Source organism: Arthrobacter antioxidans (assembly GCF_023100725.1).
GTDB classification, from domain to species: domain Bacteria; phylum Actinomycetota; class Actinomycetes; order Actinomycetales; family Micrococcaceae; genus Arthrobacter_D; species Arthrobacter_D antioxidans.
On the sequence record NZ_CP095501.1, the window covers coordinates 1,049,833 to 1,074,672 of the forward strand.

10 protein-coding genes and 1 tRNA gene are annotated in these 24,840 nt (G+C 67.3%); 8 read left to right on the top strand and 3 right to left on the bottom strand.

The genetic code is table 11. The annotated features are described in order from the left end of the window. Positions 1-37: 37 nt before the first annotated feature. From MWM45_RS17640 to MWM45_RS04930, 6 genes are all read left to right on the top strand, one after another. Positions 38-166, top strand: a complete 129-nt coding sequence (locus MWM45_RS17640; RefSeq protein WP_269076573.1) for a hypothetical protein — start codon at positions 38-40, stop codon at positions 164-166. Between the two features lie 138 nt (positions 167-304). Next, positions 305-376 (top strand) — tRNA-Gln (locus MWM45_RS04910). 66 nt (positions 377-442) lie between these two features. Then, on the top strand, positions 443-1,966 hold the full coding sequence (glmU, locus tag MWM45_RS04915) for a bifunctional UDP-N-acetylglucosamine diphosphorylase/glucosamine-1-phosphate N-acetyltransferase GlmU (protein WP_269076574.1): 1,524 nt from the start codon (positions 443-445) through the stop codon (positions 1,964-1,966). Next, complete coding sequence (locus tag MWM45_RS04920) at positions 1,963-2,943, top strand: ribose-phosphate diphosphokinase (RefSeq protein ID WP_043447171.1); 981 nt, start codon at positions 1,963-1,965, stop codon at positions 2,941-2,943. The genes glmU and MWM45_RS04920 overlap by 4 nt, the downstream gene beginning before the upstream one ends. A gap of 196 nt (positions 2,944-3,139) precedes the next feature. After that, complete coding sequence (locus MWM45_RS04925; RefSeq protein WP_247828487.1) at positions 3,140-5,833, top strand: LuxR C-terminal-related transcriptional regulator; 2,694 nt, start codon at positions 3,140-3,142, stop codon at positions 5,831-5,833. Positions 5,834-5,865: 32 nt separating this feature from the next. Then, entirely contained in the window at positions 5,866-8,529 is a 2,664-nt protein-coding gene (locus MWM45_RS04930; RefSeq protein WP_247828488.1) for a LuxR C-terminal-related transcriptional regulator, read from the top strand. A gap of 388 nt (positions 8,530-8,917) precedes the next feature. Here the strand turns inward: MWM45_RS04930 and MWM45_RS04935 are convergent, their stop codons facing one another. Beyond that, entirely contained in the window at positions 8,918-9,397 is a 480-nt protein-coding gene (locus MWM45_RS04935) for a hypothetical protein (RefSeq protein WP_247828489.1), read from the bottom strand. 102 nt (positions 9,398-9,499) lie between these two features. Beyond that, entirely contained in the window at positions 9,500-20,731 is an 11,232-nt protein-coding gene (locus MWM45_RS04940; protein ID WP_247828490.1) for a PA14 domain-containing protein, read from the bottom strand. Between the two features lie 548 nt (positions 20,732-21,279). On the opposite strand from MWM45_RS04940, the gene MWM45_RS04945 reads away from it, so the two are divergent. Both MWM45_RS04945 and MWM45_RS04950 read left to right on the top strand, forming a co-directional pair. Then, positions 21,280-22,062, top strand: coding sequence for an SGNH/GDSL hydrolase family protein (locus MWM45_RS04945; protein WP_247828491.1), 783 nt, complete (start codon positions 21,280-21,282; stop codon positions 22,060-22,062). 210 nt (positions 22,063-22,272) lie between these two features. Further along, complete coding sequence (locus tag MWM45_RS04950; protein ID WP_247828492.1) at positions 22,273-23,586, top strand: hypothetical protein; 1,314 nt, start codon at positions 22,273-22,275, stop codon at positions 23,584-23,586. Positions 23,587-23,662: 76 nt separating this feature from the next. On the opposite strand, the gene MWM45_RS04955 is transcribed toward MWM45_RS04950, so the two are convergent. Then, positions 23,663-24,820 carry a glycosyltransferase gene (locus tag MWM45_RS04955; RefSeq protein ID WP_247828493.1) on the bottom strand — a complete coding sequence of 386 codons (1,158 nt, stop codon included), beginning with the start codon at positions 24,818-24,820 and terminating at the stop codon, positions 23,663-23,665. Positions 24,821-24,840 lie beyond the last annotated feature (20 nt).

Genomic DNA, 24,840 nt, shown 5'->3' on the forward strand with positions numbered 1-24,840 from the left:
CTGCCGGACCGGCCCGGCCGGCTTCTACCGTTGCTGCATGTCCAACACACCGTCGCCCGAGCACGACCGCCGGCGCGAGGACGGAGGGCAGTCCCGCAGCTGGACCGTCGTCGGGACCCTCGTCCTGGTGTTCGTCGTCGTCGTCGTCCTGTTCCTGCTGCTCTGACCCCGGCCGCCCCGCCCCACCCGGTCCCGGTGCACGTGTGCCGGGGCCGTCCACTGGGTGCGTCGTGGCAAAGTCCCGCGGGCATGGCAAACTAGATAACCGTGCGCACATGCCCCGGCCCACCGGGGTACGTCGCGGTCCGCCCTGGTGTAATGGCAGCACCCCAGCCTTTGGAGCTGTGGAGTATAGGTTCGAATCCTATGGGCGGAACGGGGAAGGCCGGGGTCGGCCGGCCCGCCGCACACGCCGGTCACCTACAGGTAGGAGCGCTTCTTCGTGAGCAACCAGGACGAAACCACGCACCTCGGGGACGGCGACGTCCCGGCAGCCGTCATCGTCCTCGCCGCCGGCGCGGGCACCCGCATGAAGTCGCGGACCCCCAAGATCCTGCACCCCATCGGCGGGATCTCCATGATCGGCCACGCGCTGCGGGCCGCGCGCGCCATCGGGCCGCGGGAGCTCGCCGTCGTCGTCCGCCATGAGCGGGACCGCGTGGCGGAGCACGTGGGCAGCGTGGATCCCGAGGCCGTCCTGATCGACCAGGACGAGCTGCCGGGCACCGGGCGCGCCGTCCAGGTGGCGCTCGAGGGCCTCGACGCCCGGACCGGGAGCCCGCTGAGCGGCACCGTCGTGGTCACCTACGGCGATGTCCCGCTGCTCACACCCGAGACCCTGCAGGAGCTCGTGGCCGTCCACCACGGCGAGGCCAACGCCGTCTCCGTCCTCACCGCGGTCCTCGAGGACCCCACCGGGTACGGGCGCATCCAGCGCCACGAGGACGGCACCGTCCTCGCGATCGTGGAGCACAAGGATGCCTCGCCCGAGCAGCGGGCCATCCGTGAGGTCAACTCCGGCATCTACGCCTTCGACGCCGACGTCCTGCGGCGGGCCCTGACGCAAGTCGATGCGTCGAACGCGCAGGGCGAGATGTACCTGACGGACGTCCTCGCCATCGCGCGGGCCGACGGCGGCCGCGTCGCCGCCGTGGTGCAGGAGGACCGCTGGCAGGTCGAGGGCGCCAATGACCGCGTGCAGCTCGCCGCGCTCGGCGCCGAACTCAACCGCCGCGTCGTCGGGCAGTGGATGCTGGCCGGGGTCACGGTCGTGGACCCGGCCACCACCTGGATCGATTCCACCGTGGTCCTCGAGGAGGACGTCACCATCCTGCCCGGCACGCAGCTCCACGGGGAGACCTCCGTGGCGCGCGACGCCGTGGTGGGCCCGGACACCACGCTGACCGACGTCGTCGTCTGCGAGGGCGCGCATGTGGTGCGCACGCACGGCAGCGGCGCGCGCATCGGCGCCGGCGCGAGCGTGGGCCCCTTCACCTACCTGCGCCCCGGCACGGTCCTGGGTGAGGACGGCAAGATCGGGGCGTTCTACGAGACGAAGAACGTGACGATCGGGCGCGGTTCCAAGCTGTCCCACCTCGGGTACGCCGGTGACGCCGAGATCGGCGAGTACACGAACATCGGCTGCGGCAACATCACCGCCAACTACGACGGCGTGAACAAGCACCGCACGGTCATCGGCTCCCACGTCCGCACCAGCTCCAACACGGTCTTCGTGGCCCCGGTGAGCGTGGGCGACGGCGCCTACACCGGCGCCGGAGCCGTGGTCCGCCAGGACATCCCGTCGGGCTCCCTCGCCGTGAACGTCGCACCCCAGCGGAACATCGCCGACTGGGTGGCCAAGAAGCGGCCCGGCACCGCCTCCGCCGATGCCGCGGGCGTCGCCGGCACGCCGCCCACAGAACCCCCCACGAGTACCCCCACCGAAGAGAAGAGCACTCAGGCATGAGCGAGATCACCGCACACGGCGAGAAGAAGCTGGTCCTGGCCTCGGGGCGCGCGCACCCGGAGCTGGCGGAGGAGATCGCTTCCTGGCTGGGCACCGAGCTGCTGCCGGTCTCGGCCTACGACTTCGCCAACGGCGAGATCTACGTGCGGTCGGGGGAGAGTGTCCGAGGCACGGACGTCTTCGTGATCCAGGCGCACCCCGCCCCCCTGAACAACTGGCTGATGGAACAGCTCATCATGATCGACTCCCTGAAGCGGGCCTCGGCCAAGCGGATCACCGTGGTCTCGCCGTTCTACCCCTACGCCCGCCAGGACAAGAAGGGCAGGGGGCGCGAGCCCATCTCGGCCCGCCTCGTCGCGGACCTCTACAAGACGGCCGGCGCCAACCGGCTCATGTCCGTGGACCTGCACACCTCCCAGATCCAGGGCTTCTTCGATGGGCCCGTGGACCACCTCATGGCCATCCCGCTGCTGGCGGACTACATCCGTTCGCGCGTCGACGCCGACAACGTCACCGTCGTCTCGCCGGACACCGGCCGGGTCCGCGTGGCCGAGCAGTGGGCGGAGCGCCTCGGCGGAGCCCCCCTCGCCTTCGTGCACAAGAGCCGCGACCTCACCGTCCCCAACCAGGCCGTCTCCAAGCAGGTCGTGGGGCAGGTGGAGGGTCGCACCTGCGTGCTGATCGACGACATGATCGACACCGGGGGCACCATCTCCGGCGCCGTGCAGGTGCTCAAGAACGCGGGCGCCAAGGATGTCATCATCGCCGCCACGCATGCGGTATTCTCGGAGCCGGCATCACGCCGGCTCGCCGAATCCGGTGCCCGTGAGGTCGTGGTCACCAACACGCTGCCCATTCCCTCGGAGAAGCGGTTCCCGCAGTTGACGGTGCTGTCCATCGCCCCGCTGATCGCGCGGGCCATCCGCGAGGTGTTCGACGACGGCTCGGTCACCAGCCTGTTCGACGGCAACGCCTGAGCGGCAGCCGGGGTCAACACGCAACTACTTGATGTAGCAAGTAGTTTTTTGAGGGATTTGAGGTAGTCGCACGGTAGTTCGTGGGTCAACAATCGAGTAGGTGGAGTGCAACTCCCGTAAGTGCTACTCGTGTAGCCCGTCGCGACTCTACCTAGGCTCGGAGGCGAACGACCCCTCGAACCTAGGATGTGGTCTTATGGCTGCGAACGGCCAGGGCGTGTCAGTTGCTCGCTCCATTCCGCCCGAGGGCCCCGGTCTGACACCTGCTCCGGACGAGGCCCCCTCCTTCGTGGGGCGCGCGGACATCCTCGCGGCGGTCGAGGAGGCCCTGACCGCCCCGGGATCGGTCGGCGCCGTGCTCGTGGGGGAGGCCGGGGTCGGCAAGACCGCCGTGGTGCAGCAGGTGCTCTCCTCCAGTGCGACAGCCCTGTACGTGCTCCGCATCCGGGGGGCCCGGGGCTTCCGGGACCAGGCCTACCGGCCCGTCAACTTCCTCCTCACGGAGCTCGAGGCGGACGTCGTCGAGCATCCCGTGATGGTGCTCCGCGCCGTGGCGGACTTCCTCAACCAGCAGGCGCGCGGGCGCCGCGTGGTCCTCGCCGTGGACAACGTCGAGTACCTCGATGCGTCCTCGGCAGCCCTGATCGGGCAGCTCGTGCTCGGCGGGACCGCCAGTGTGCTGCTGACGGCCCAGGACTTCGCCGCGGCGGACCCCCAGTTCGCGGGCCTCTGGCGGGACGGCTCCCTGCGCCGGCTGGATCTCGCGCCGTTCGACGCCCTGGAGGCGCGGGCCTTCGCGGCGGCCGAGCTGCACGGGGCGGTGAGCGCCGAGGCCGCGGCGCTGCTGTACCGCATGAGCGGTGGCAACGCGCGCTTCCTCCAGGCCTCGATCCGGGCGGTCCGCGGGCGCAGCGTGGTGCGGCACGGGGAGACCTGGGTGCTCCTGCCGGGCAGCATCCCCGTCCCCACGGAGATCGCCGAGGCGGTCCAGCTCATCCTCGAGGAACTGCCTCCCGGGCAGCAGGAGATCGCCCACGTCGTCGCACTGGCCGGGTGTCTACCCCTCTCCGTCACGCAGTCCATCACCGGCAGCGCGGACCTGGATGCACTCCAGACCGCCGGCCTGGTCGCGGTGAGGCACGGCGAGCAGGAGTGCGTCGAGTTCCGGGACCCCGTGATCGGCGCGGGTACGGCTGCGTCCCTGTCGGCCCTGCACGCCGGCGAGCTATACGACAAGTGGGTCGAGGGCGCCGTGCTCGGTGACCTGCTCGATCCCGAGCGACATACCCAGTGGCTGCTGAAGTGCCAGCGGCCGGTCCCGGCAGGGCTCTCGCTCGCCGCCGCGCGCTCGGCGAAGCGCGCCGGCAGGTACAGCACCGCCGTCGAGTACGCCGAGCTCGGCGATGCCCACCGCTCCTCGGCGGCCGCCGCCGTCGAGCGCCTCCGCGCCCTCACCTTCACCGGCCGTTTCCAGGACGCCGGCAACGCGCTGCTGCTCGCCGCTCCGCTGCTCGACGACGCGCCGGCAGCGGAGGCCGTGCCGCTGCTCCTCGCCGGCGTCTTCCTGCGCCACCGCCTCGGGCTGGGCGGGGTGGACGAGGCACTCGACGAAGCCGCGGAGCGCCTGGAGTCCGACGCCACCGTCGACCCGGGGGAGCGCGCCCGGCTCCGGGCCGACATCGTGATCGCCCGCGCAGAGGTCGCCTCGCTGGAGGGCCGGTTCGTCGAGGCGCGGGATCTGGTGCTGTCCCTCCGCTCGGACGGCGCCCCGCTGGGCCGGGACCAGGGCATCGCCGGCGACGTCCTGCTGGCCGAGGCGTGGGCCATGCTGGAGGACCAGCTGGACGCGCTCCAGCTCGCCGATGCCCTCGCGGACCGCCTGCAGGAGCCCGACGTCGCCTCGCGTACCCGGGAACTCGCCTACCTGCGCCTGATCGCCGTCTACAGCGCCACCGGCTCCTGGGAGCAGGGCTCCCGCAAGCTCCGCCTCGCGGAGGGCGACAGCGGCACGGTGCTCCACAGTTCGGCCGTGCAGATGGCCCTGGGGCTCGTCCGTGGCCGGTACGGGACGCCGGAGGACGCCCTGGCGGTCCTGACACCGGCCTTCGATCAGCTGCGGGTCGGCGACCCGCAGCGCGTGCTGCCCCTCGCCGCCACGGCCATCGCCTACTGCCATGCCATGAGCGACAACATCAAGGCCGCGATCCCACTCCTGGTGCACGCGGAGCCGACGGCGGGTGATCCCTGGCTGGTGCGCCGGGTCGCGTCCCAGCTGCAGCTGCTCAGTGTGGGGCTGCGCGAGGCGAAGCCCGATGCCGCGCGGCAGCTGCAGGCCATGGGGCGCAGCGACAGGGAACGCGGCGCATCCCTGTTCGCGCTGTCCGCGTTCACGAGTGCTGTGCGGCTCGGCAGCACCGGGTCCCTGACGGAGCTCTCCGAGGTCGCCGCCCGCGTGCAGGGACCCTACGCCCACCTGTGCGAGACGTTCGCGAAGGGCGTGAGCCACCGTGATGCAGAGGTGCTCCTGCAGGCCATGGATCTCGCCGCCGCGGGTGGGGACCAGAACTTCGGGCGGGATGCCGCCCGCTCGGCCCTCCACGCGGCGCGGGCCCTGGGGGACAAGTCGACGGTGCGCGAGGTCCAGCATCGGGCCCGGCGCGTCCTGGCCGACCTCGACGCCGGCGGGCCCACCTCCCAGCTCGACTGCCTCACCCCGCGGGAGGCGGAGATCGCCCAGCTGGCGGTGAGCGGCCTCATGAACCGGGAGATCGCCGAGGCCATGTGCGTGTCCGTGCGGACCATCGAGGGGCACCTGTACCAGATCTACTCGAAACTGCACGTGTCCTCACGCTCCCAGCTCGCAGAGCTGTTCCCGGCACCGCTCGGATGACCGTCGACGGCGGGCGGGTTCCTCTGGTAGGGGTGCAACGCCCCATCGATGCGATCGCCCAGACGCTGTCCCACCCCAATCTGCACGGGGCACTCGTGGTGGGCGAGTTCGGGACGGGCAAGAGCGCGATCGCCCGGCGGCTCGTGACCACCGGGGACCCGCTCCAGACGCGGTTCTTCCTCGTCCGGGCCACGGAGACCCTCGCGCAGGTCCCGTACGGAGCGCTCGGCCCGTACCTCTCCCACGCCACACCCCAGGCCCTGGATTCCTCCCTCTCCGCGCTCCGCGCCCTCGTGGCCTACTTCCGGGCGGCGTCCGAAGGCCGGAACGCGGTCGTGGTGGTCGACGACGCCCAGTACCTCGACGACGACAGCAGCCACATCCTCACCCAGCTGGTGATCTCCCGCGTCATCAAGGTGGTCCTCTTCTCCGACGGCCTGCCGCCGCGGGCCGGGGACCTGTTCTCCCTCTACACGGACGGTTTCATCAGCAGGGTGGACCTTCCCGGCCTCGCCGATGCGGACGCCCTCGCACTGTGTGAGGCGATCCAGGGCGGGCGGCTGTCCCAGGGGGCCGGCCACTACCTCGCCCGGCAGAGCGCCGGGAACCCCCTGATGCTGCGCGCGCTGCTGGACCACGCCGCCGCCACCGGCGAGCTCGTGGAGCACGACGGCGTGTGGTGCCTCTCCGGCCGGTTCCACCCTCCCGCCCCGCCCCTGATGGACCTCGCGAAGACCCTGCTGCAGGAGCTCACGGAGCAGGAGCGCACCGCCTACGAGGTGGTGGCCCTCAGCGGCGGCCTCCCGCAGGCGCGCCTGGCGGCGATCGAGGAGGACGCCGTGGCCCAACAGCTCGTGCGCCGCGGACTCCTGCGCACGATCGGCTCGTCCACCAGTGCGTTCAGGGTGGCCCACCCGATGATGGCCCGCGTGGTCCGGGCGCTGGTCCCCGCCGGGCGCAGCGCGGACCTGCGCCGCCGCGTGTTCGACGACGAGGTGGTGCCGCCGGCCGTGGACGAAGGCATGATCGACTACCTCGACTGGGCCCTCGACTGCGGTGCGGCCGTGCCGCCGGCCGTCCTTCTGGCGGCGGCCCGCACCGCGGCGCACGTCTCCAGCCCGGAGTCCGCCCTGCGGTTCGCGAGAGCCGCGCGGGCGGCGGGGGAGGAGCCCGCCGGGGTGGTCGAGGAAGCGCGGGTGCGGCTCGGCCTCGGAGAGTACGCGGTCGCCGTCGAACTGCTCGACCAGGTCCTGGCGGACACGACCCGGCCCGTCACCGCCGCCGATGCCGCCGTGCTGAAGGCACTGGCGTGCGTGCAGCGGGGGGATGACCCGAGCCGCATCCACGCGATCGCCGACACGTGTGCGGAGCGGCTGGCCACGGTGGCGGGAAATGCTCCGGCGCAGGAGCCGGACCAGATCGAGCAGGCCGGGCACGCACTGCGGCTGCTCCATCTGCTCGGGTGGATCCTGGAGGGCGAGTTCGGGACCGCACGCGCCGAGGCGGACGCTCTCGATGTCGCACTCGCTCCTCCGGGAACGGAATCCGGGTCCTCGTTGCCGGTCCTCCTGCTGCTCTTCCGCGGTGAGACCGACGCGGCGCTCGGCCAGTGCGACACGGCGCTGGCGGGCATCCGGGCGGCCGTCGATGCCGTGGACCGGTCAGGCGGAGACCTCGAGCACCTGCGTCCGCGCGTCGTCGGCCGGTACGTCAGCGCACTGATCCACGCCGGCGAGTTCGCCACCGCCCGGGAGGCGCTCGAGGAGTACCGGCAGCGGCCCGTGGTGAGCTTCGAGTACGTCGGCGGCCCGCTGGCGGCGCTCGAGGCCGTCCTCGAAGCGCGCCGTGGGAAGTTCCGTGCCGCACTGCACCTCCTCGAGCCGGCTCTCGCGTCCCTCCGGCAGGTGGACTCCGAGATGCTGCTGCCCTACGCGCTCGGCGTCGCAGCCTGGGCCGCGCACTCCCTGGGGGAGTACGGGACCGCCGCGGCCTTCGAGAAGGAGTTCGCCGGGGTGGCGCCGATCGGCAGCCGCCCGCTGCTCCTCCTCGGGCGGGCGTTCCTCGCCGCGGCCGGCACGGGCGGGCCCGACGGCACGGGAGACCTCAGCGGGCTCCGGGAGCTGGCCGAGGCCGCGCGGGACGCCTCCTTCCTCTCGTGCGAGAAGGACATACTGGAACTCCTGACGGTCCTCGGGGACACGGAACGGACCTGGCGCCTCGCCGAGCTCGCCGACCAGTTCGAGGGCTCGGAGGCACAGGTGCTCTCCGGGTACGCGCACGCCATGGTGGACCACGATGCCAACGCCCTGCTCGTGGCCGCGGACCGTGCGGAGAGTCTGCAGAAGATCCCGCTCGCGGCGGAGGCCTCGGCGAGGGCGATGCGCCTGTTCGAGAAGGAGGGCGATGGCAGGGCCCGGCGCATGGCGTTGCGGACCGTGCGCCACCGGCAGTCGCTGCTCGAGGGCGTGCTCACGCACGACGACGGGGACCCGCGCGGATCCCATGAGCTGACGTCCAGGGAACGCGAGATCGCGAGGCTCGCCGCGAACGGAGCCTCGAACCGTGCCATCGCGGAGACACTCGTCCTGTCGACGCGGACCGTGGAGGGCCACCTCTACCGTATCTACGGGAAGCTCGGCATCACCACGCGCGAGGAGCTCGAGGGCGAGATGCGGGCGTACGACGACGAGCATTGACCTGCGCCGCGGACCCCGCGTAGGCGGACGGGTGGAAGCGAGTAGTCAAAAAAGACATGCTACGTAGTCGGCCGGAAAAACTGGAGTGGTGCGTACTGGTGAGTGGTTCCGGCGACCTGCGTAGGGTTGCATTTGTTGAACCGATGAAGCTTCAACTGCAGGGCTTCGGCCCTTACCCGTATGAAGAGCGGGTCCCGGATCGGGGCCAGCGGCAAAGGAGTCTTCCTGAGACCAAGACTCCGTCCCCAGCTGCCGCTGGCCTCTTCCCGTTTAACCAGTGGTACCCATCCGCGAGGTCGAACACTTCCTATCTGAAACGGCGGACACCGAAAAGCCGGGTCGGAGCGACTGCTCCGGCCCGGCTTTCCGGTGTCCGATCCTGCGGGGTCTACGCCTCGGCGGCTCTGCGGCGCGTCACCACGATGTTGCCGGCGCCCAGGCCGAGTGCAACGATGCCGGAGGCGCCCCAGAGGATCACGGCCGAGTCGAGGCCGGTGGTGGCCGGTCCCTCCGATGCGGAAGTGGAGGCGTCGGTGGTTCCGGTGGCGCCTCCGGCAGCATCGACGGAGTCGACGACCACGCGGGAGCTGACGACCGGGGAGCGGTCCAGCGCAGCAGCGGTCAGCGTATAGACGCCGTCCTCGGTGCGCTGTACGTCGTAGCAGAAGTCACCGTCGGCCCCGATGGCCTCGTCCAGGACGGTCTGGTCGAGCACGACCAGACCGCTACGGGTCGAGGTGCCATCGTTGACGGTGACGGTCTTGCCGGTGACGTAGGAATCGGTGAGGGGAGCGGCCTGCGCTGCGCCGGCTCCGAGGAGTGCAATGGTTCCGACAACGGCCAGGACTGAGGCGGTTCTGTTCATCATGAGGGTCCCCATAAACGTGATTGAGACGAGAAAGAACGTGACGTGACCGGGCCTTCCCCGTCTGAACGCTGATGCTCAGACAGGGAAGGCCCGATCTCCTGGCTAGGGGTTGCGGATCACCTCGATCGCGGAGATCTTCGGCTGATCCACGGTGGACGCGAAGTCGATGTCGAGGTTCCCGTCCGTGACACCGAGGGTCTGGCTCACGATGTGGGCCGTCATGGGGCTGACCACCGCGTTGAGATCGAGGTTGCTGATCTCCTGCGGTCCCCCCTCGAGGTTGACGCCGAAGACACGCTTGCCGGTTCCGCCGGCTCCACCGCCGGTTGCACCGTGGTAGATCTCCGCGAAGTGCAGCCTGACCGTGTAATTCCCCGCAGGCACCGGGATGTTGTACCCGAACGTTCCCGGGCCGGTGGTTGCGCTGCGCTCGGAGAAGTAGAGCGCATCACTGTCGGTTCCCGCGATCTGCGTGACCGCCGGGTTCGTGTAGGTCTTGCCGCCCGCGAAATACGTGTCGGCCAGCCAGTTCACGCCGCCGGTCGTCACCGCTCCGCCGCCCGCGTTGATACGGATGGCTTGACCCGCCGATGCCGGGATTGCCGCGCTGGCCGTGGCGGACACCGGGGAGGTGTTCCCCGATGCGTCCACCGCCTGCACCCGGTAGAAGGCCTGGGCAGCGAACGGGAGGTTCGTGTCCGTCATCTTCAGGCCACGGACAGGCGTGTTCCCACTGATGCGAGTCCACGGTCCCGCCGCGGAGGTTGCGCGCTCGACGTAGTAGCCGGCAAGGTCCGCTTCCGGTCCTGCAGCCCACGTGACGTCGATCGCGGACCCGGACGCCGCTGCAGCGACGCCGGTGACCGTACTCGGCGCAGTGGTGTCGGAGGAGGCGACCGGGACCATGTTCGTGACGAGGTACATGTTGTCCTGGAAGTCACAGTTCGTCGGACCAGTACCGCACTGGTTCGGTGAACTGATGTAGTCGTGACCCACGATCCACGCCCCCGGGACGATCTTCCTGTCCCTGTCCCTGACAGGCCAGGTCTTGACGGCCATGTAGTTGGGGTTGTTGGTGGACTGCCCTGATACGACGATCCCGATGTTTCCGGTGGGATTCGTCGTGAGCTGCGTGGGTCCGGTCAACGCGTTGTTCAGGGGAAGCAGTGATTGCCCGTACGCCGCGTTGTGTGTCGCCGTCGTCCCGTTGATGTTGACCGTCTCGATTTGTGTACAGCAACCGTGGAAGGCCGCGATCTGCCGCGCCGTGACCGGGATGGAAGAGTCGAGGCGTTTCCACTGCAGGGACCGGACTTCCTCCCCGTTCAGGGCAGAGGTACGCATCTCGTCGCCGTTGGAGGGGCTGCCGAGGTCCGTGGTCCACCCGAAGGCCAGGGCGATCTCATTGACGGAGAGCTCGCTGTTGCCTTCCGGTTGCGTCATGTAGGCGCCCCGGAGCTGCACCGGCATCAACGCAGCGGATGGGTCGCTCGACCTGACGTTCAGCTGTGCGACCCTGACGCCCTTGCCACCGGACGCGGCCGTGAACTGCACCGTGACCGGGACCGATGCGTTGGGCTGCACCGTGAAGGGCAGTTCAGGTGCGTCGGTCACCGTGAACTGCCCGGCGTTGGGGCCGCCGAGGGCAAGCTCGGTGATGCGGAGACCCTTGCTGCCGGTGTTGGACAGCGTCACCGTGGCCTCGTCCACGACCTCGTGGGTCGAGACGCCACCATTGATGCGGTGCATCACCAGCCAGTCCTCGGACAGACCGGGGATGGGAGCTCCACCCTGCCGCGTGACCTGCTCGTTCCGGAGAGTCAGCGTCCCCCCGATATCGAGGACCTCGAACTGGACGGTCCTGGTGGTGGACGCCCCGGTGGTGTCGGTGGCGGTCACCTCGAGCACGTAGTTGCCGGCCGTGTCGAAGACGAACGGTGCCGTGTATGCCACGGGATCCGCTCCGTTCACCGAGTAGGTGAGCGATTCGATCGTCGTCCCGGTCGGCGCCGTGGCTGCAAGGGACACGTTGGCCGTGCCGCCGCTGAAGCTGGAGCCGATCTCCGTCCCGTTGACCGTGACGGCGACCGATGGGGCGGTGAGGGCCTTGCCTGCGATCGTGATCCAGTTGATCTTGGTGTTGGTCCCGGTGGGAACCACCGTGAGCTGTCCGTCGGTCACCGTCACCTGGGCCGTGCCCGTCTTGAACGGGGCGCTCCCGGTAGGAACGAAGGGATCGATGACGGGGGTGCCTTCGACCTCGATCGCGTGTGTCGAATCGAGGAAGCCGGCATCACCGACGGAGACGCTCACGGTGTACGTTCCGTCCGCGACGTCCGCCACCCAGGTGCCGTCCGACAACCCGGTGACCGTTCCGCTCTGCATGATGTTGAGCGTCTGGAGCAGCGGGTCGTTCGCCGGGTAGGTGATCCCGGATGCCGCGGCCGTGCGGTACCGACCGCTGAGCACGCGGTCTGCAGGCTCTCCACCGACCAGCCAGCCGAAGCCGGCGCCCGCCGAGTACCCCAGGCCGTAGTCCTTGATCCATCCTGCCGGCGTAGGAGCGGCCTCCGTCTGGAAGTTGTACTTCACGAGGGTGGTCTCCGCCGGCGGACCGTCGAGTCCGTCTCCCTTGATGGAGATCCAGTTGATCTTGCTGTTGGTGCCCGTCGAGGTCACGGTCAGCTTGCCGTCCGCGACAGCTACATCGCGGGTTCCGGTCTGGAACGGGGTTGCTCCGGTCGGAACGAAGGAGTTCACCAGGGGCTGCCCTTCGACAGCTACCCCGTGGGTCGAATCCAGGAACCCGGAATCACCGACGGAGAGGGCCACCTTGTAGGTCCCGTTGGGCAGTTCGTACTCCCACACCCCGGTGCTGACGTTGGACGCCGGCCCCATCAGGTTGGTCGTCTGCAGCAACGGGTCCGAGGGGTAGTTGATGCCCGGCGTGGCCGTGGTGCGGTACCTCGCGGCACTGCTGCGGTCCGTCGGGGCCCCGTCGACGAGCCAGCCGAACTTGCGTTCGGCATCGAAGGCCATGCCCGTATCGGCGGTCCATCCTGCCGGCGTCGGTGCGGCCGGAGTCTGGAAGTTCACCTTCACCTGGGCGCCGTCCGTGGGATCATCCCCCGGCACCTCGGTGTCGGCCAGCGGGACGATGTCCAGGTAGTTGATCTTGCTGTTGGTGCCGCCATTGGCATCGACGGTCAGGAAACCGTCGGTGACAGCGACGTCAGCGGTCGCCGTGGCGTGGCGGCTGTTCGCACCGGCCGCACCGGTCGGGACGAACCTGCTGATGACCGGCTGGTTCTCGAAGTTGATGCTGTGTGCCTCGAGATCCGAGTTGATCGTCGCGTCTCCCGCGGCGACGGTGACACGGTATTCGCCGTCGGGCAGCGCGATCTCCCAGTACGCATAGGTTGCGACGCCGTTGAACGTCCCCGAGACGTCGCCGGACTGCATGTGCATCAGCGACTCGAGGCGCTGGTCCGTCTGCGCCGTGACCCGCGTCCGCCCGTTGCCCGGGGTGGTGCCGCCGGTCGAGATGTCCAGCGGGTTCTCCGTGGCCTGGCTCTTCCAGCCGTAGCTCAGTCCGGTGCCCTGATCGGGCGCCGTCCGGGTGCCGAAGGCCTGCCCGTGGTCCCGGAGGTATCCGGCGGGCAGGGGCCCGGCGAGGTCGGAGAAGTTGACGCGGATCGCTTCCGTCGACGGCGGTGTCACTTCGCCTGCCGGCTTCACCCCCTGCACCAGGAACACGTAATCCTGGTAGTCACCGTTGGAAGCGTCCTCGAAGGCCACGATGTAGCTGTTGGCCATCGCCGCCCCGGAGCGGTCCTTCGCCGGGTAGACGCGCGCCCGGTGGGCGATCCCGGTGTTGAGCCGGTCCTCGGTGAAGCCGACCCGCTGGAAGACGTTCGAGTAGAAGTAGAACCCGAACTGCTCGTCGCCGGGGTCGAAGCTGCTCGCCGATCCCGGGCTGGCGGGCGGAAGCAGCGACTGGTAGCCGTTGATGTCGATGGAGCCCACCTTGTTGCGCTCGCTCTCCGTCCCGTCGCCGGTGTACCACCCGAAGGGCAGGTCCTCGCGGGGGGCGTACTGCGCCAGGGGCTTCATGCTCACCGGCGCGCTGCCCGACTTCACGAACAGCGGTTCCAGGACCTCGTCACCCTTCGCCGCGGGGTCGACCCCGCCTGCGAGATTGGTCCACCCGACGTCGACCTTGTAGCCGAGCGTGCCCAGGACGTCTGCGAAGGTGGGTTCGTTCCCGCCCTCGATGCCGTTCATGGACAGCCCGTACAGGCCGATCTCGAGCGTGGTGTCGCCGGCGGTGACCTCCAGCGTTGCACTTCGTTGCCCTACTGCGGATCCGGGCTTGAAGGCCACCTGCAGGGTGGTGCTGGCTCCTGGAGCAAGCGAGGTCGATCCACCGGTGATGGTGAATTCGCCGGCCTGCGCGCCCTGGACCGCCCGTGAGAGCGTCACGGCCTCAGGACCGGTGTTGGTGACCGTGACTGCTTTGGTGCTGCTGGTGGTGTTCTTCACGGTCGAGAAGACGAGCTCTTCCGCGGAGGCATCCAGCGTGGCCGCCTGCTGGTCTGCAGGCACGCGCAGGAGGAACATCTTCTGTGCGCCGCCGCTTCGGTCGTACTGATTGACGTAGAGGTTACCCGTCCCCGGATCCTCGACGACCTCCAGCGGATCGTTGAAGCCGTCCGCACCACTGATGGTGGTGTTGGGGACACCCGGTACGCCGGTGGGTACCTGCGCACCGAGGATCTCACCGGTCGCGGGATCCGGCTGCAGGAAGATGAGGTCGTTGTTGTTGGAGAAGCGCGTGACCAGCAGGCGGCCCTTCAGCTGACCGCCGAAGGTGTCGCTCTGGTACTCGAGCGCCCCGTTCGGGGACTTGTTGAACTCGAAGTCATAGGCGATTCCGCGGTAGTTCGGATCCGCCTTCACCCCGGAGGCGTACTTGCTGCCTCCCTGTCCTGGCGACTCCGGCAGGTTCGCCGGGTCGTTGCCCTCGTTCAGCACCCATTCACAACGCTCGGGGTTGGGATGGCCGTAGTAGCCGCCCTCGACGACGTCGAACAGGAGGTCGCGCTGGGTCGGGTGGTTGGCGATTGCAGGAACCGATCCTCCGGTGTAGTTGCGTCGCTGGCACTGTGCGGTGACGTCCCGGCCGTTGACGGTGGAGGCACCCGGGATGCCCGGTGCTGCGACACGCGTGAACGTGCCGTCGGCGTTGGCCGTGACGCCAGGTGAGTTGCCTCCGCCTGCCGTGCCGTTGGTGGGGACGTACAGGTGTCCGTTGGAGTGCCAGACGAGGTCGTAGGCATTGCGGATGCCGGTCGCGTAGATCTTCAGCGGAGCGTTCGAGGCGTAGGGATCGTAGGATCCGCCGTCGGCCGTCTGCACGTTGATCGAGCCGGCACCGCTCGCCGCGGCCTGCACCTGCGGGTTCGCGGGGTCGAAGACCAGGGTCGCGGCGGTGAGAAGCTTCTCTCCGCGCTGACCCCAGGAGTTGTCGAGGTCACCTGCTGCCTGGTTGGAGCCCTGCTGGAAGTACAGACGTCCGTCCGGACCGTAGACCATGGAGTTGGTCAGGTGGTCCGACTGGGAGCGCGGGAGGCCTTCGAAGATCTTGGCCTCGTTCTGCAGGTTCGCGCCGGTGAGCCGGCTGATGCCGGAGATCCACTGCCCCTGCTCGTTGCCGACATTGGCGCTGGTGGAGGTGATCCACAGCTTCAGATCACTGGCTGTGGAGGACTTGTCGAAGACGAGGCCCACCATGGCCCGGCCCTGATAGCCGAGGTTCTCCTTGTTGGAGAGCGTCCCGTCGTCGTTCACGGTGAAGCGGAACAGGCCCTGGCCGATCGTCGCTCCATACAGCTTGTCGTCGGGCCCGAAGGTGAAGGTCGACCAGTAGGTTCCCGCCCCGATGGGCAGTTCCACCTTCTCGAATCCGACGCCGCTGAGGGGTGTGAACTCCTCGGGTGTCTCGACCGTGCCGGCACCCGTGGTGAAGATGGAGGAGAAGGGCACGAACGGCGCACCGAAGTTGTCCTTCACCTCGTCCGTCACGACGAAGCGGTAGCTGGTGTTGGGCTTCAGGGGAGAATCCGGCTGGGTGGAGATGACGTCATTGCCGCCGGAGGTCCCGGTGGACGACGGCACTTCCACACCGGAGGCTGCCTCGTAGATGTGGACATTGCCCGGCAGCGTCTGAGGATCCACGCCCACGCCGGCGTACGGTACGCGGATGGTCGCGGAGACGCCGTCGTTGGGATCGTGCCCGGAGGCACGGTTGTCCGGCCGCATCGTGTCCACGTGCGGTGCCTGCTCCAGGCCGAGGACCTCGACGTAGGCGATCTTCGTGTTCGTTCCGCCTGTCGCCGTGAGCGTGAGTGCGCCGTCCCACACACCGACTGTGGTGGTGGAGGTGCGGTACTCCTCGCCGGCAGTGGCCTGGAAGCTCTCGATGCCCAGCCCGGCCTCGATGTTGATGACGTGGTTGGAGTCGTAGACGTTCGATGCGCCCGGCTCGTCACCCACTGCGACCTCGACCTCATAGAGGCCGTTCGGTACCGCGAGCTCCCAGACACCCTCGGTGTTGACACCATTGGTCCCGTTCACGTCGCCGTACTGCATGTGGAGGATGCTGTTGAGCCGTCCGTCGATGCCCGTGCGGACGCGCTCCCGGCCGTTGCCGACCAGGCTTACGGGGGTCCCGTCTTCGGAGAGCCACCCGTAGGAGAGCCCGGTTCCCTGGTTGGGGCTGGTCCGAGATCCGTAGGACTGGCCCCAGTCGGCGAGGTAACCCGCAGCAGGAACGGCGTTGGTCGCGGTGAAGTCCACCTTCACATCGGTGGTGTTGGGAACGGTCGGAACGGCGAACACCTCGTTCGAGACCTCCGACTCGTTGCCGGCGGTGTCGACCGCGGTCACCACGTAGAAGTAGGTGGTGCCATTGCTGACCGTGTCGTCCGTGTAGGCGGTGCCGCTCACCAGGGCTTCCCCGGAAACGGCGTCCTCCTCGCCGGTGTCCGCAACGACGGGCTGCAGCGAGCGGTAGACCCGGTAGCCGGCAGTGTCGGTGGACGCCGATGCCGTCCAGGTCAGTTCGACCGAGGCGTCACCGGCGACGGCCGCGAGTTCGAGCGGTGCGTCAGGTGCTTCGGTGTCCTCGACGGTGGCCACCACGGCCATCGCCTCGTTCGACACCTCGGACTCGTTGCCTGCGGCGTCCACCGCTGTGACCACGTAGTAGTAGGTCACATCGGGAGCTGCGCTGACATCCCGGTAGCTGGCATTCTCGACCAGTGGGGAGCCTGACAGCGGAGTCTCGGAGGCTTCGACTCCGGCTTCGGTTCCCCGGTATACCCGGTAGCCGACCGTGTCCGTCGAGGCGCTGACCTCCCAGCTGAGGGCCACTGCGGAATCCTCAGCGGCGGCTACGAGCTGGCTCGGAGCTGACGGAGCCTCGGTATCGGCGCCGACGCGGGTGTAGGAGACGTCGGCGGAGGCGCTGCCCCATCCCTGGTAGTACTCCACTTCGACCTTCGCGGACTCGTCCAGCGTCACCGACGCCGTGTGAGTCTCCGTGGCGCTCTGATCGACCCACTGGTCAAGGACCAGCTCGTCGTCGACCTTGATCCGGACACCGTCATCGGTGCGCGCCCGGAACTCGTAGGTGCCTGCACCCTCGGTCACGGTCTTCGTCCAACGAATCGAGTAGTTGGTCGAACCCACACCCTCGGGCCCGGATCCCACACCGAAGGCCTGATCGATGTCGTCAGCACATTCGATCGTCACCGGAGCACCGGCGAGATCCCGCCCCTGGAAGAACTCAGCCGTCCACTGACCCACAGCACAAGCCTCGCCGACGCGGGTGTAGGAGACGTCGGCGGAGGCGCTGCCCCATCCCTGGTAGTACTCCACTTCGACCTTCGCGGACTCGTCCAGCGTCACCGACGCCGTGTGAGTCTCCGTGGCGCTCTGATCGACCCACTGGTCAAGGACCAGCTCGTCGTCGACCTTGATCCGGACACCGTCATCGGTGCGCGCCCGGAACTCGTAGGTGCCTGCACCCTCGGTCACGGTCTTCGTCCAACGAATCGAGTAGTTGGTCGAACCCACACCCTCGGGCCCGGATCCCACACCGAAGGCCTGATCGATGTCGTCAGCACATTCGATCGTCACCGGAGCACCGGCGAGATCCCGCCCCTGGAAGAACTCAGCCGTCCACTGACCCACAGCACAAGCCTCGCCGACGCGGGTGTAGGAGACGTCGGCGGAGGCGCTGCCCCATCCCTGGTAGTACTCCACTTCGACCTTCGCGGACTCGTCCAGCGTCACCGACGCCGTGTGAGTCTCCGTGGCGCTCTGATCGACCCACTGGTCAAGGACCAGCTCGTCGTCGACCTTGATCCGGACACCGTCATCGGTGCGCGCCCGGAACTCGTAGGTGCCTGCACCCTCGGTCACGGTCTTCGTCCAACGAATCGAGTAGTTGGTCGAACCCACACCCTCGGGCCCGGATCCCACACCGAAGGCCTGATCGATGTCGTCAGCACATTCGATCGTCACCGGAGCACCGGCGAGATCCCGCCCCTGGAAGAACTCAGCCGTCCACTGACCCACAGCACAAGCCTCGCCGACGCGGGTGTAGGAGACGTCGGCGGAGGCGCTGCCCCATCCCTGGTAGTACTCCACTTCGACCTTCGCGGACTCGTCCAGCGTCACCGACGCCGTGTGAGTCTCCGTGGCGCTCTGATCGACCCACTGGTCAAGGACCAGCTCGTCGTCGACCTTGATCCGGACACCGTCATCGGTGCGCGCCCGGAACTCGTAGGTGCCTGCACCCTCGGTCACGGTCTTCGTCCAACGAATCGAGTAGTTGGTCGAACCCACACCCTCGGGCCCGGATCCCACACCGAAGGCCTGATCGATGTCGTCAGCACATTCGATCGTCACCGGAGCACCGGCGAGATCCCGCCCCTGGAAGAACTCAGCCGTCCACTGACCCACAGCACAAGCCCCGGGTTCCGGTCCACCTTCTGGTGGGACCGTGACCTCGACTGCCTGTGATGGATCCGATGCAGCGCGTTCTTCATTCACGGCGGTCACCACGTAGTAGTAGGTGGTGTCGGCAGCGGCACTCTCATCGGTGAACGTCACGCCCGACACCGGTGTGTCCCCGTTCAATGCGGGGCCGTCCACGGCAACCTCGGCCGTGGTGCCGCGGTACACGTTGTACCCGGCGGCACCCTGGGACGCCGTCCACTCCAGGACCACACCCGTCTCACCGGCAGCACCCTTCACCCCCACGGGAGCAGCAGGAACCGGAGTTTCCTCGGCGGGCACCTGAACCTCCACCGCGGACGACGGGTCCGATGCGGCGCCGTCTTCGTTGACGGCGACGACCACGTAGTAGTAGGTGGTGTCGGCAGCGGCACTCTCGTCCGTGAACGTCACGCCCGACACCGGTGTGTCCCCGTTCAATGCGGGGCCGTCCACGGCGACCTCGGCCGTCGTGCCGCGGTACACGTTGTACCCGGCAGCGCCCTCGGACGCCGTCCACTCCAGCACCACGCCGGACGCGCCGGCCTCACCCTGGAGCCCGGCAGGAGCAGCAGGAACCGGCGCTTCCTGGGTCACGGAATAGATGTCGATGTAGGCGAGCTTGGTGTTGGAGCCGCCGATGGCGTCGATCGTCAGTTTGCCGTCGGTCACCTCGACGGTTCCCACGGCTTCATCGAACTGTCGAGGAGCCGATCCTACGAATTCCTCGAGAACCACCGTTCCTTCGGCCCTGACCAGGTGCTTGCTGTCGTAATTGTTGGTGACGCCGGCGCCCGTGTCGCCCACTGCGGTGACGACGTTGTAGGTTCCGTTCGGCACGTCGTATTCCCAGACGCCCTTCTCGGCGGTGACTCCGGTCGTGGGCGATGCGGAAGCGATGTCCCCGTACTGCATGTGGATGATCGAGGAGAGCCTCGGATCGGGGTTTCCCGTCCGTGACCGCGTGTTCAGGGAGAAGTCGAACGGGGTGCGGTCGTCCTCGGTGATCCAACCGGACCCGCGTGCTGCGTCATAGGCGGCGCCGGTGTCAGCCGAATAGCCGTCGGGCACGTTGGCCGCCGACGGCTGGAAGTTGATCTTGTCCACAAGCGTGCCGGGTGGTGCCGGCGGTACGGCGGCCCCGGATTCTGCTGCCGCCGAGGTGTTTCCCGACGTGTCCACAGCGATCACCGAGTAGTGATAGGTGCCGCCGACGAAAGCCGATTCGTCGACGAAGGACGGATCGGTGATCAGTTCTGCGCCGGAAACGGGGGTTCCGGTGGTGGCCACCGGAGTGGTTCCGGAGCGGTAGACACGGTAGCCCGCGACGTCGGCGTCTGCCGGAGCAGCCCAGGTCAGCTCGACGGAATCGGGAGTTGCCCCTGCCGTCACGGCGCCGGGTGCCGCCGGCGCCATGGCGTCCAGCTCGCTGACCGAGAAGTCCTGGAACGAATATGTCAGGGGATTTGTCGCGGCCATGTTGCGCTTGGTGGCGAAGAGGCCCCCGAACGAATCGACGTTCGGGACGTCGGCGGAAAGCAGGGTTCCGTCGAAGAAATTGGTGGGCAGCGGCAGGGTGCCGAGGGACGTCACCGCTCCAGCGCCGATCTTGTAGCTCGCGATGGCGCTCTTGGTGACGCTGTTGACGTCGAGGATCAGCTGCACGTCCTGGTCGCCGAGCGCGGCCTTCGAGATGTCGAAATTGCGCTGATCGCCGTTCACAGCCTGGTTCGTCACTCCGGCCACTTCACGCGACAGCTGGATCTGGCGCCCCGTATCCGAGGGAGAAGCCAGGACGAGCTTCACGTAGTCGTCATCGGTCGGCCCGAACCAGATGCCGGCCTGGGCGGAGGACGTGGAGGTCGACGGGCTTTTCAGCGTCGTGGTGAAGCGCAGAACGTTGTCACTGGCGGTGAGTCCCACTCCGAGTGTGTTGTCCTGTTTGTTCTTGTCGATGTCGCTGGCAGCGGTGCCGTTCTTGAGATAGGCGATCCCCTTGGTCGCAGCAATATTCAGGCTGCCGTTGGCGACCTGAAGATTCTGGGGGACGTAATAGGTCGGGTCCGAGGACGAGGGTTGGACCATGGTGAACCCGGTTCCCACGTCCCCGGCGGCGTTCAGCCCGCCGGCATCGTCGTCGAAGGTGAGCTGCAGATCGTTGCCCGACGCCGCCACCTCCACGGGCTCGAGGGGCGAGTAGGGCGTCGTTGCCCAATCCGCCGTATTTGCTGGAACCTCAGCTATGGGTAACGCGATAGCTGGAGTAGCCATGAGCAAGGAAGCCATGAGGGCGCCAGCGGTGGCCGATGCTGCTGACCGCTGAATCACCGTCCGCAATTTGTTCTCTGTGGTGCCGTATCGACGTGCCATTGTTCGCCCTATCCCCTGTTGAGGACTTTCCGCGCGCGCTGGAAGCACGCACGGGTCCTCGAATTGAGTGACATTCCCGGGTACCCGGCCCGGGGGGAAGGCCATACCTTGGACAGGGAGTACACGAGTCGGAGACGTATCGCCCGAATCAGATCCCCAGCAGTTGTAGGTCTTCTTCCCACAACCTAGAGATGACCTAGGCAACCAACACGAGTAGGAATTACTTACGTTTTCGCGCGGACTACTTGGTCTGCTTGCGTAGGTAGCGAAAGAAGCGGGTTGAAAGGCACCCGGTGCAACCAGCCGACCGTCTGAATGCACGTGGATCACGATTGCACTGGATTCGGCTGTCTCGTGGACCGATTGCCCATTTGTGCTTGGGAACGCACCCGACCAGGTACTTCTGTAAGTAGACTGGCCGCACCTGTACTCATTCCTGGGGGAACTCCGTGGCATCGAGAAAGAAGCGCCGCTCGCCGGTTTCACGCCGGCTGAAGATCGCAGCCGCTACCTGCCTGAGTCTTGCCGTTGCGCTTGTACCCGGGGTTCTGTTCGTGCAGCAACAGGAGAAGATGGCGCAAGCGGCGGCGGAAGCGGCGAGCTACACCCCACGACCCGTTGCAAGGTCGACGTCCACTGCCACGCCCCCTGCAGTTCAGGTCGTGGCGTTCGTGGGTGACTCGTACTCTGCCGGAGCTGGTGCGTCCTCCAGCGTCAACAGTTGGACCTCTCTGCTGTCGCAAGAATTGGAATGGGAAGAGGTCAATCTGGCTCGTGGGGGCACTGGCTATTCGGTAGCGGCCACTGATGGGCAGGGCGCTTGTGGTCTCGATTATTGCCCGTCGTATTTGGAGATGATCGAATCGGTCGTCCAGGCGAAGCCCGCAGGAGTCTTGGTCGCAGGAGGCCGTAACGACCTCCGCGTGGAGTCCTCGGAGGAGATGCACGATGCTGTGCGCAGCTTCTATTTGCGCCTCCGCGCAGCCCTACCGGATGCGACGATCTGGGCGGTGAACCCCCTCTGGGACGATGGCGCGCCGCCGCCGGCGATCGAAGAATTGTCCGTGGTAGTCCGTGAATCCGTCGAGTCGGTAGGCGGAGTCTACGTGGACGTCGGACAACCGCTGCGTGGTGCTCCTGAATTGGTCGCGTCCGACAGCGTCCATCCGTCCGACCGGGGCCATGCGGCAATCTCCACAGCAGTAGCCGCTGAGTTGGAGACCACTCGCTAGATGTATATCGCGCGCAAGGTCACGCTGGTTGGGAGCGGACGGGGAGCGGAACGCGTTCCTGACAGGGGTGTTCCGCTCGAGCCTTCGTCGACCGTCCCCGACCGTGCCGGATTCATCCGGGACGGTGGGCGTGTTCCCCCTTATCGCTCCGCCACAACCCGACGACAGCGAGCCCGACACGCGAAGAGGTCGGGAGAGGTTGAGAGCTCGATGAATTCCAGATCGTCGGGTGGTGTTCCGGGGGGGAGCGTGGTGGCGGCGGGATTGATTCTCGCTGCTGCGCTCTTCGTTCGCCCGAACGTGCTGAGCGTCAACTATGCAATCGTCGGGACGGCGCTTTGCGCGGCTGCCGCCGTCATTGCTGCGCTCGCAGATCTGAAATCCCGCAGACGTGTACCGGGCCGTTATGCCCTCCTCGTCATCGTCCTGGGTCTCGCCTATCTGTGGCTCGCCATCAACGCGTCGATCTTCTCGGTCGACACGATAACGGTTATAGCTCAAGGCTTCGTCACCACGGTTCTTACCACTGCATTGGTCGGAGTCGTACTCGCCGACCCCAGGCGTAGACGACTGGTTGCCCGCTGCTTCATCGGCCTTGTCCTGGCGGTCTGCGGGTCCTACGCTGTGACGCTTGCATCATGGTTGGTGGCTGGTTTCGGTGCTCTCGATCTTCTGTCCTTCGAGATCTCGCGGAACGGCGGAACGGCCACCGTCTACTTCCCCTTCACGGTGACTTTCGGAGTGCAGCCTGTCGGCGCGATCATGATTCCAAGGCTGACCGGGATCGGGCGTGAACCCGGTTGGATGTCTTTCTATGCCGGTATGGCTCTTCTGATCTGGCGCCGAGTAGGCACGCCTCGTCCAGCCGGGCAGGCACTGCTTATCCTTGGCTTGCTCGGACCGCTGTCCACCGCTGGGTTCGGCGCATTCGCGGTCGTCCTGGCAATCGTACTGTTCGCCAAGAAACCCCGGACCAAGGACGTGTTCGTCCACTACATCGTATTCATCATCAAGTGTGGAGTGCTGGCCGGGGCAGTCTACTGCGCCGTTTTCGCGCCGATATTGGGATTCGCTGCCAAGGCCGATTTCAATGAGGTATCCCTCAATGAACGCTCGTCGGCGATCAGGAACGGGGTCGAGGCGATGACCTCGAGCCCCCTGGGTGGCGCGGGAGAGGGCGCACAGACATCCATCACGCTGATCGCTGCCATCGCACCTTTCGGTATCCCGTACTTCCTGCTGATACTCGCGGCACTGCTCCTTCCGCGCATCGGCCATCCCGCGAAACACCGCACAACAGGACCGATCGCGCTCGTCCTGATTACCCTCCTGCTCTCACAACCACCGGGCGACTCGACGTTCGTGTTCATCCTGGCGGGCTTGACCTATGTCATTGCGTTGCCCGACATGGAAGGAGCCGATGAATTTTCCCGGCCACGGACTGTGCCTCTTCGAGGGCACGCGCAGGTCAGGCGGCGCGAACCGGGGCGTACCCGGGTGGGAGGCACCGACCCTTTCGAATGAACAGGGATCCCGTGGCTTCCCTGCTGGAGGGGAGGGAGCGGGAAGGGCCGGATCCGATGCCCCCTGATGGCGGCCCCTATTGCCCGCGACCCCGTTCCCGCCGCACAGCGTCGGCGAAGATCATCGCGAATGATTCCGGGGTCTTGTCGAGCATTTCCGGTGCGGAGATCGGGCCCTCCCAGTCACTACGGCTCATGGACATCCGCGTGGCCAGGTCCTCGGCGTCGATGCCGCTGATGTACACCCCTCGCATTCCCTGCACCGATGCGGCCACACCGCAGCGATTCCCCACGACGCAATGCAGGCCCGCCGCTAGCGCCTCATTGACGACAAGACCCCAGACCTCCGTCAGGGACGCGAGTACGAGTGTGTCGTACTGCACCATGACCCCGGGAAGATCGGAGTATGGGACCGGACCTACGAAGAAGACGCGGTCCTCCAGACCCAGGCTCCTCACCTGCCGCAGGAGTTCCGCCCGCAACTCGCCCGTCCCGATCAGGGTCAGGGTGTCACCCTCGAAAGCGATGAGCGCGAAAGCTGCAACGATGTTGGGGATGTTCTTGAGTTCGATCAGCCGCCCGACGTAAACGTATCTGTGCCCGCCATTGTTGCCCGGATTCGCGTTCGCCCGACGGGCGCTATCGAAGGCCGCGACATCGACGGCGTTGAAGCCCTCGAAGATCTTCGATTCACGGACACCCATCTCGCGGACTGCCGCTGCTGCGGCAGGTCCTGGTACCACGACGGCGTCGAGCGACCTAAAGAATGTCTTCCGCGCGCTCGCGATGACTCCGCTCCTGTAGGTCTGCGACTGCATCGTGGATTCGTAGAATCCCACCGTCCTCGTACCCTTGAGTTTCGCAAGAACCAGGGCTTGCCAGTATGCGGGCTCTTCCCACCCCCCCAGCAGAACACTCCCGCCGGCAGGGAAGCGCCGCTGTTCCCGAACGGCTCGCAAGAAGTAGAATGGACGGGCGATTCGCGGCAATCGGTAGGCGCTCAGCACTCCGAAGGAGAATGTGCTCTCCGACTGTCCGCTGGGAGACCATTCCTTACCGCGGTCCTTACCGTCCCGATGAAAGTTGTCCGCGTCGACCAGTACGGCCACCTCGAGCTCATAGTGGTCGGCCAGCTTTCGCCAGACGGGTAGACGATACGGTGCGGCGAAGTTCGTTATCCACAGCACTCGCATTGCTTGCCGTCCCTCGACCCCGTCTTGGGTCTTCTTCTCCATGAATTTCACAGTTGACCTCC